Raw genomic sequence first — 8,473 nt, forward strand, 5'->3', positions numbered from 1 at the left:
GATCCCGCAGTCGGAGCCGATGCGCGCAGCGGCTACGCAGCGGCACGGTTTACGACAGCTTCAAGGGGCGGCCGGGGGTACCACCGCGCGCCGGACGTCCTCGATGCGGCCGCCGACGCCTTGACCGGTCTGGCCGCCGACGCCCTCGGCACCGGACGCCTCGCGCTGGCCGCGAGGCTGCTCGACCGCTGCAGCGCGCTGCTGGCCGACGCCGGGTACGTGCCGGGGCCCGCGGCGAACGGAGTACCGGCCGGGCCGTGCGCCCCGGCGGGCGAGGACCGCTCCCGGGCGCTGGTCCGGCTGCACTGGGTACGGGCCGAAACCGCGCTGGCCGGTGGGCAGGGGCAGCAGGCGCTGGCCGAAGCGGAGGCTGCGCGGGCCCTGGCCGAGTGCGGCCCCTCGATTCGCCACCAGGTGAAATCGCGACTGCTGGTCGCGGCGGCGGCCGCGGTGACGGGAGACACCGGGCGGGCGGCCGAACTCGCCACCCGGGTGGACACCCAGTGCCGGGAATCCGGTCTGCTGCCGTTGCGATGGGCCTGTGCCATGTTGCGAAGCGGCCTGCCGGCCTCCGCCGGGGAGCCTGTCGCAGATACCCGTGCCGCCGCCCTGGCCGACGCCGCCGCGTGTCGCGCACTCATCGCCCGGCGTGGCGGGCGATTTCACGACAGCGGAAGGTAACCCAGGTTCTACCGTCTCGACCCGCGCACGTGACCGTGTCCTATTGTTGATCCCGTTCCGCTGGACCGGCGGAAGCACCGGCCGTAACCGGCCGTGCCACTTTGTAACGCCAGGAAATCCGCTGACGATGACGCACACGGGCGAAGAGATGGATCGCGCCGTCGCCGCTGCTGCGCAGGGTGACAGGTCCGCTCTAGCTCAGGTACTGGAGATGGTCCGTCCGCTGGTGATGCGCTATTGCCGCGCGCGGATCGGTGCCGCGGAGCGTGGACAACTATCCGCGGACGACGTCGCGCAGGAGGTCTGTCTAGCGGTCATGACCGCGCTACCCAGGTATCAGGACCAGGGTCGGCCGTTCATGGCCTTCGTTTACGGAATCGCTTCGCACAAGGTTGCCGACGCCCATCGCAACGCCTCCCGTAACAAGGCGGAGGCGATGGCCGAAGTACCAGATGTCATATCCACCGACCACGGGCCGGAGCAGCGAGCTCTCGAATCCGAAACGAGCCGGCAGATGAACACTCTGCTGGCCACGTTGCCGGAGAAACATCGGGAGATCCTGATCCTGCGACTGGTGATGGGTTTGTCAGCGGAGGAAACCGCGACCGCCGTGGGCAGTACGGCGGGAGCGATACGGGTTGCCCAGCACAGGGCGCTCGCAAAACTGAAGGCACAAGTGGCGAGGGCAGGTGAAATGTATGGCTAGGGATGGCGGGCGCGGTCGGGGCGACAAATGGGCGCGGCGCGTATCGCGGAACACCGATCCCTACGCCGAGGGCTCCGGTGCCGGGTCCGAACCGGTCGATATCAGCGCGGTTCGTCGTGACGACGAACTGATCGACGCTATCGCCCGGGGCGGCCCCATCCCCACCGAGAGTACCGAGGAGCTCCAGCTGGCGACATTGCTGGCGGACTGGCGAGCCGAGATCGTGGCACCACCCCTTCCGGGTGCACCCGATCTGGATACGGTCGTCGCGGCGGTGAACCAGGAGATCGGTGCCCGGGAGGCGCGGATCAGCGCGCAATCCGGTGGGCGGCTGCGGCTGCTGCGGCCCATCGCGACCACAGCGGCCGCGTTGGCGCTGGTGTTCGGCGGACTGTCGGTGTTCTCGTATCAGGCCGAACCCGGTGACGCGCTGTGGCGGGTCAAGGAAGTGGTCTTCAGCGAACAGGCCCAGAGCACCGTGGTGCAGTACGCAGACGACGATATGGCCGCCGCGCAGGCTCTGCTCGAGCAGGACAAGCCGGATCAGGCGAAGGCCCGGCTGGAACAGGCCGCGGAGAACGCCACCAAGGTCGACGATCCGGTCAAGCGCAACGAGCTCGTTGCCCGGTGGCGAGAACTGCTGGACAAGGTCGGCAAGGTGGCCCCCGAGATCGCCGCCCAGCTCGAGGAAAAGGCTCCGGCCCCGGATCCGCAGGCTCCGGTGAAGCCCGTGACACCCGGCGGCACGTCCGAACGCCCGGGTGGCACGGTGACCACCACTCCCGGACCCGGCGAGCAGCTTCCGATGGAGGCGCCCGGCAGCCCGGGCGGTGACCGGCCGTCCGCGCCGGATGCCACCGCGCCCGACAATCCGGCACCCGAATCCCCGGCGCCCGATCGTCCGGGACCCGATACGGGTTCCCCGGACACGCAGGCGCCGGATACGACGGCTCCGGATATCGCGCCGGATACGACTGTCCCCGAAGCCCCTGGCCCGACCACACCGGCGGGTCCGGGGGCCGATTCGGTGGAGCCGACCGTTCAGGTTCCGCCGTCCACGATCAGCTCCCCCGGACCGGCCGAACCGCCCGCACCGCAGCTCCCGCAGACCGGCGTGCCGTCGGTACCGCAGCAGCAGGTCCCGACGACGATCGTTCCGGGCCTGCCCACGAACTGAGCCGGAACCGCGGCTCCACAATCGGTCGAATACGCGAACGGCCGCCTCGCCTCGGTGGGGCGGCCGTTCACGTATTCGGGGAGTGCCGGGATATGTGGTCGTCCAGGTCTGTGCGTTGCGACCCGGCGGCTGCGGACACGAAAAGGCGATCGGCCGCCCGGCGGCGGCCGATCATGCCGGACTCGCTCGTCCGGCCCGACTCAGCTGTCGAAAGCGTCGAACCCGTCGCCGTGGAATGCCTCGTTCATCGAGGCATCGGCGTAGCCGCGGCAGTAATCCCAGGTGACGTAGGCTTCCGGAGTCGGATCGTAGGCCGGCTCGTGCGGGCGGACCGTGCCGTCGACCAGGAGCTGTAACAAATTGGCGCGGAGCATATCCCAGTCGTGATAGTGATCCTGCCGACAGTCCTCGCAGCTCACCACCAACCCGCGGATACCGCGGTGGGCCAGTAGCGCCTCGTAGACTGCGAGATCGGCGAGATCCTCTTCGACCGCAAGGCGCTCATGAGGATCCAGCGGCTCCCCCGGCTCGATGGCATCGAGCGCGGCGGACGGGTCGGCGGGGTCTCCGGCGAACGGATCCGGCGGCAAGCCAGGTGGTAGATGGTCACGCACATCCCCACGGTACGCAGAACAGGGTGGTCTGCGCCAGCCGTCCGCGCCGTCAGTTTCGCCGATGGTCTCGATCGATGGGGCAGAACCCTCAGTTGATCGGCGGTCCGGCCGGACCGATACCATGGTGTCGAGCGCTGACGAGTACCCGTTCACCCGGTCCAACAGCCCGGTTGTATCGAGCCGGCGCCGCACAGTTCGTTCCCAGTAACAGTTCGCTATCGGGGGCCGTTATATCCCGATAGTGTTGCCGACGTCCAGGAGGGGTCGATCCGAATGAGTAATCCCGTACCGGGCGAGCGCGTGATTGTCCGCCCTCCTACGGGTGGTGACGATCCGAACAAGATCGCCATGCTCGGCCTCACCTTCGACGATGTGCTGCTGCTTCCCGCGGCATCGGATCTGATTCCGAGCTCGGTGGAGACGTCGAGCCTGCTGACCCGCGAGGTCCGGCTGCGGACGCCGCTGGTCAGTTCCGCGATGGATACCGTCACCGAGGCGCGGATGGCGATCGCCATGGCCCGCGCCGGCGGAATGGGTGTGCTGCACCGCAACCTCTCGGTCGCCGATCAGGCGAGCCAGGTCGAGACGGTCAAAAGGTCCGAGGCCGGAATGGTCACCGATCCGGTGACCTGCCGCCCGACCGATACCCTCGCCGAGGTCGACGCCATGTGCGCCCGGTTCCGGATCTCCGGCCTGCCGGTCGTCGACGAGAAGGGCGCGCTGGTCGGCATCATCACCAACCGCGATATGCGCTTCGAGGTCGACCAGAACCGGCGCGTGGCCGATGTGATGACCAAGGCGCCGCTGATCACCGCCCGGGAAGGCGTCACCGCGGAGGCCGCCCTCGGGTTGCTGCGCCGCCACAAGGTGGAAAAACTCCCCATCGTCGATGGTGAGGGCCGGCTGCGCGGGCTGATCACCGTCAAGGACTTCGTGAAAACCGATCAGTTCCCCGACGCCACCAAGGACCGCGACGGCCGGCTGCTGGTCGGCGCCGCGGTCGGGGTCGGCGACGATGCCTGGTCGCGCGCCATGACCCTGGCCGACGCCGGCGCCGACGTGCTGGTCGTCGATACCGCGCACGGGCATCAGCGCCAGGTGCTCAGCATGGTCAGCAAGGTCAAGGCCGAGGTCGGTGACCGGATCCAGGTGATCGGCGGCAATATCGCCACCCGGGCCGGCGCCGCCGCACTGGTCGAGGCCGGTGCCGACGCGGTGAAGGTCGGGGTCGGTCCCGGCTCCATCTGCACCACCCGTGTGGTCGCCGGAGTCGGCGCCCCGCAGATCACGGCGATCCTGGAAGCCGTGGCGGCCTGCGCGCCCGCGGGCGTGCCGGTGATCGCCGACGGCGGTATCCAGTTCTCCGGTGATATCGCGAAGGCCATCGCCGCCGGCGCCTCCACCGTGATGCTGGGCTCGCTGCTGGCCGGTACCGCGGAATCACCCGGCGAACTGATCCTGGTCGGCGGTAAGCAGTTCAAGAGCTACCGCGGGATGGGCTCCCTCGGCGCCATGCAGGGCCGGGGTCAGGCGAAGTCGTTCTCCAAGGACCGGTATTTCCAGGACGATGTGCTGGCCGAGGACAAGCTCGTCCCCGAGGGGATCGAGGGCCGGGTGCCGTTCCGCGGTCCGGTGAACCAGGTGATCCACCAGTTGGTGGGCGGGCTCCGCGCGGCCATGGGTTATACCGGCGCGCAGAACATCGCCGGTTTGCAGCAGGCCCAGTTCGTCCAGATCACCGCGGCGGGTCTCAAGGAAAGTCACCCCCACGACATCACCATGACGGTGGAGGCCCCGAACTACACCGGTCGGTAATCGAATCGGACGCTCGGCACCGGCGCGGGCGAACCGGTCTGCGGCCGGTGCCGCGGTAGCCGCGAACTCCGCCCGGGTGCCGAGTTCCGCCCGGCACCCGGTCGGGCCCGCACTCGTCCGTGCCCTGCGCCGCGATACGCGTCCAGCGAGGCTCCCAGGAGTGCGGCGGCCTGTCCCTACACTCGGGCCGTGGGACAACCCGACGATCCTGTGCCTTCGTCCGGCGTTCCCCGGACGCGGGCGCGGTGCCGCCGCGGGCTGCTCGGAGGGGCCGGGAGCGGTCTTGCCGGGGAGGCGGAGAAAATGGCAGCTTGCGCAATACGTGCGCAGTGAGTGCGCAGCCGTCCGGGTCGCGTTACGCGACGGTGTGTAAGGTTTAGTCGCAATACGCGAGTTCACCAGGTGAAACGCAGAGACGTCGGTGCCGAGCCCGACGAGGTCCGCAGTGGGCCGCGCCGCGGCGTATCGACATCGGGTCCACACCGCGGGTGCAGGCCCGGGATCGACGGACGACGTCGCGGGCCGCAGCCCCGCGCCGCAGGTGGCGGCGCCAAAATACAGGAGTTTTCGTGCGCGATATGGTCGAGATCGGTATGGGTAGGACGGCTCGCCGGACCTACGAGCTGGACGATGTCGATATCGTTCCCTCGCGCCGGACCCGCTCGGCGAGTCAGGTATCGCTGGCCTGGCAGCTCGACGCCTACCGGTTCGATATCCCGTTCCTGACCCATCCGACCGATGCCCTGGTTTCCCCGGAATTCGCTATCGAGATGGGCCGGCGCGGTGGTCTCGGCGTGATCAACGGTGAAGGTCTGTGGGCGCGGCACGCCGATGTCGGGGCCAAGATCGACCAGTTGCTCGAACTCGCCGACAAGGGCAGTTATCAGCGGGCGGTCGCGTTCCTGCAGGAGCTGCACGCGGCGCCCATGCAGCCCGACCTGCTGGCGGCGGCGGTTGCCCAGGTGCGGGCCGGCGGGGTCACCGTCGCGGTGCGGGTGAGCCCGCAGAACGCGCAGGCACTCACTCCGGGGCTGTTGCAGGCCGGGATCGACCTGCTCGTGGTGCAGGGGACCATCATCTCGGCCGAACACGTGGGTGCCGGTGAACCGCTGAACCTCAAAACCTTCATCGCCGAACTCGATGTCCCGGTCGTCGCGGGCGGGGTCAGCGATCATCGCACCGCGCTGCATCTGATGCGTACGGGCGCCGCGGGGGTGATCGTGGGCTACGGTTCGCAGCCCGGCGCCACCACCACCGGTGAAGTACTCGGTATCGGGGTGCCGATGGCCACCGCCATCGCCGACGCCGCCGCGGCCCGCCGCGACTACCTCGACGAAACCGGCGGCCGCTACGTGCACGTGATCGCCGACGGCGATATCAACACCTCCGGCCACCTGGCCAAGGCCATCGCCTGCGGTGCGGACGCGGCGATGCTCGGCGCGCCGCTGGCCATCGCCGCGGAAGCGCCCGGCCGCGGCTGGTACTGGCCCTCGGCGGCCGCGCATCCCTCGGTGCCGCGCGGTTCGCTGCTGTCGCTGGACGAGCCGTGGGATCTCGCCGACGAACTGCTGCTCGGCCAAGCACGGCCGGCGCCGGTGCGGCCCAGCCTGGAACAGCTGCTGACCGGTCCCTCCGACGATCCGTTCGGATCGCTGAACCTGGTGGGCGGTCTGCGCCGCTCGATGGCCAAGGCCGGCTACTCCGACCTCAAGGAATTCCAGAAGGTCGGCCTCAGCGTGCGTGCCTGAGCTCAGGGGTATGGGTGTGCGACGCGCTGGGCGGGGCTCATTAGACTCGTGCGGGTGACACGTTCCCAGAGACCCGTTCTTGTTGTCGACTTCGGTGCGCAGTACGCGCAGCTCATTGCCCGCCGGGTCCGGGAGGCCAGTGTCTACTCGGAGGTGGTGCCGCATACCGCGACCGTTGCCGAGATCGCCGAGAAGCGGCCGCAGGCGGTGATCCTGTCCGGGGGCCCGGCCAGTGTGTACGCCGAGGGGGCGCCCGCGCTCGATCCGCGGCTGTTCGACCTGGAGGTACCGGTTTTCGGTATCTGCTACGGCTTCCAGGCCATGGCGCAGGCGCTGGGCGGCACCGTGACGAATACGGGAACCCGCGAATACGGCCGCACCGAACTGGATATCGACGGCGGCGTGCTGCACGACGGGCTGCCCCGGCTGCAGCCGGTGTGGATGAGCCACGGCGACGCGGTGACCGACGCGCCGGAGGGATTCGAGGTCACCGGGACCACGGTGGGGGCGCCGGTCGCGGCGTTCGAGAACCGTGCCCGGCGGCTGGCCGGTGTGCAGTACCACCCGGAGGTGCTGCATTCGCCGCACGGCCAGCAGGTGCTGAGCCGGTTCCTGCACGAGATGGCGGGTATCGCGCCCGACTGGACCCCGGCCAATATTGCCGAGGCGATGGTCGACAAGGTGCGCGCGCAGATCGGCGACGGGCATGCGATCTGCGCCCTGTCCGGCGGGGTGGACAGCGCGGTGGCGGGCGCGCTGGTACAGCGCGCCATCGGTGACAGGCTGACCTGCGTTTTCGTCGACCACGGACTGTTGCGCGCGGGTGAACGCGAACAGGTGCAGCGGGATTTCGTGGCCGCCACCGGGGCCCGGCTGGTCACCGTGGACGCGGTCGGGAAGTTCCTGGGCGAGCTGAAGGGTGTCACCGACCCCGAGGAGAAGCGCAAGATCATCGGCCGCGAGTTCATCCGGTCGTTCGAGGACGCCGTCGGCGAGGTCGTCGGTGAGCAGACCGCGGGGGAGGCGGCGCCGGCGGTCGAATATCTGGTGCAGGGAACCCTCTATCCGGACGTGGTCGAATCCGGTGGCGGCAGTGGAACCGCGAACATCAAATCCCATCACAATGTGGGCGGACTACCCGACGATCTCGAGTTCGAGCTGGTCGAGCCGCTGCGGTTGCTGTTCAAGGACGAGGTCCGGGCGGTCGGCCGGGAGCTCGGCCTGCCGGAGGAGATCGTGGCCCGGCAGCCGTTCCCCGGGCCGGGGCTGGCGATCCGGATCATCGGTGAGGTCACCGAGGACCGGCTGCGCACGCTGCGGCAGGCCGATGCCATCGCCCGGGAGGAACTCACCGCGGCCGGCCTGGACGGGCAGATCTGGCAGTGCCCGGTGGTGCTACTCGCCGATGTGCGCAGCGTCGGAGTGCAAGGCGACGGCCGCACCTACGGGCATCCGATCGTGCTGCGGCCGGTGTCGAGTGAGGACGCGATGACCGCGGACTGGACCCGGCTGCCGTACGAGGTGCTGGAGCGGATCTCGACCCGGATCACCAACGAGGTGAGCGAGGTCAACCGGGTGGTCCTGGACGTGACGAGTAAGCCGCCGGGCACCATCGAATGGGAATGAGCCGGAAACGGGCCCCGGGCCCGCGGGCGGGGGGGGGGGGGGGGGGGGGGGGGGGGGGGGGGGGGGGGGTTGGGGAGGTGGGGGTGCCCCCCGGGGGCGGGGGGGG

At 69.6% G+C, this 8,473-nt stretch carries 7 protein-coding genes; 6 read left to right on the top strand and 1 reads right to left on the bottom strand.

Annotated elements, in window-relative coordinates; genetic code table 11:
- From QH276_RS15470 to QH276_RS15480, 3 genes are all read left to right on the top strand, one after another.
- The coding region (locus QH276_RS15470; RefSeq protein ID WP_280406779.1) for a hypothetical protein at positions 1-681 on the top strand (681 nt) is incomplete at its 5' end.
- Between the two features lie 127 nt (positions 682-808).
- The gene (locus tag QH276_RS15475; protein WP_280401930.1) at positions 809-1,387 is read left to right on the top strand and encodes a sigma-70 family RNA polymerase sigma factor; all 579 of its coding nucleotides are present in this window, start codon (positions 809-811) and stop codon (positions 1,385-1,387) included.
- A complete protein-coding gene (locus QH276_RS15480) occupies positions 1,380-2,564 on the top strand; it encodes an anti-sigma-D factor RsdA (RefSeq protein ID WP_280401931.1) in 1,185 nt (394 codons plus the stop codon). Before QH276_RS15475 ends, QH276_RS15480 begins: the two co-directional genes overlap by 8 nt.
- Positions 2,565-2,764: 200 nt before the next feature.
- Here QH276_RS15480 and QH276_RS15485 read toward each other — a convergent pair whose 3' ends face one another.
- Positions 2,765-3,178: a DUF5319 domain-containing protein gene (locus tag QH276_RS15485; RefSeq protein ID WP_030522220.1), complete on the bottom strand. Its 414-nt coding sequence runs from the start codon at positions 3,176-3,178 to the stop codon at positions 2,765-2,767.
- A gap of 273 nt (positions 3,179-3,451) precedes the next feature.
- On the opposite strand from QH276_RS15485, the gene guaB reads away from it, so the two are divergent.
- The 3 genes from guaB (at position 3,452) to guaA (ending at position 8,367) form a co-directional block, all read left to right on the top strand.
- A complete protein-coding gene (gene guaB / locus QH276_RS15490) occupies positions 3,452-4,993 on the top strand; it encodes an IMP dehydrogenase (protein ID WP_280401932.1) in 1,542 nt (513 codons plus the stop codon).
- 569 nt (positions 4,994-5,562) lie between these two features.
- Complete coding sequence (locus QH276_RS15495; RefSeq protein WP_280401933.1) at positions 5,563-6,741, top strand: GuaB3 family IMP dehydrogenase-related protein; 1,179 nt, start codon at positions 5,563-5,565, stop codon at positions 6,739-6,741.
- Positions 6,742-6,795: 54 nt separating this feature from the next.
- Positions 6,796-8,367 (top strand): glutamine-hydrolyzing GMP synthase, encoded by a 1,572-nt coding sequence (gene guaA, locus QH276_RS15500; RefSeq protein ID WP_280401934.1) that lies wholly within the window; start codon positions 6,796-6,798, stop codon positions 8,365-8,367.
- Positions 8,368-8,473: the final 106 nt, after the last annotated feature.

It is taken from the genome of Nocardia carnea, assembly GCF_029869215.1.
Classification (GTDB): Bacteria; Actinomycetota; Actinomycetes; order Mycobacteriales; family Mycobacteriaceae; genus Nocardia; species Nocardia carnea_B.

Coding starts and splice junctions, on each gene's coding strand:
- QH276_RS15475 (WP_280401930.1), top strand. CDS start 809: ATGACGCACACGGGCGAAGAGATGGATCGCGCCGTCGCCGCTGCTGCG.
- QH276_RS15480 (WP_280401931.1), top strand. CDS start 1,380: ATGGCTAGGGATGGCGGGCGCGGTCGGGGCGACAAATGGGCGCGGCGC.
- guaB (WP_280401932.1), top strand. CDS start 3,452: ATGAGTAATCCCGTACCGGGCGAGCGCGTGATTGTCCGCCCTCCTACG.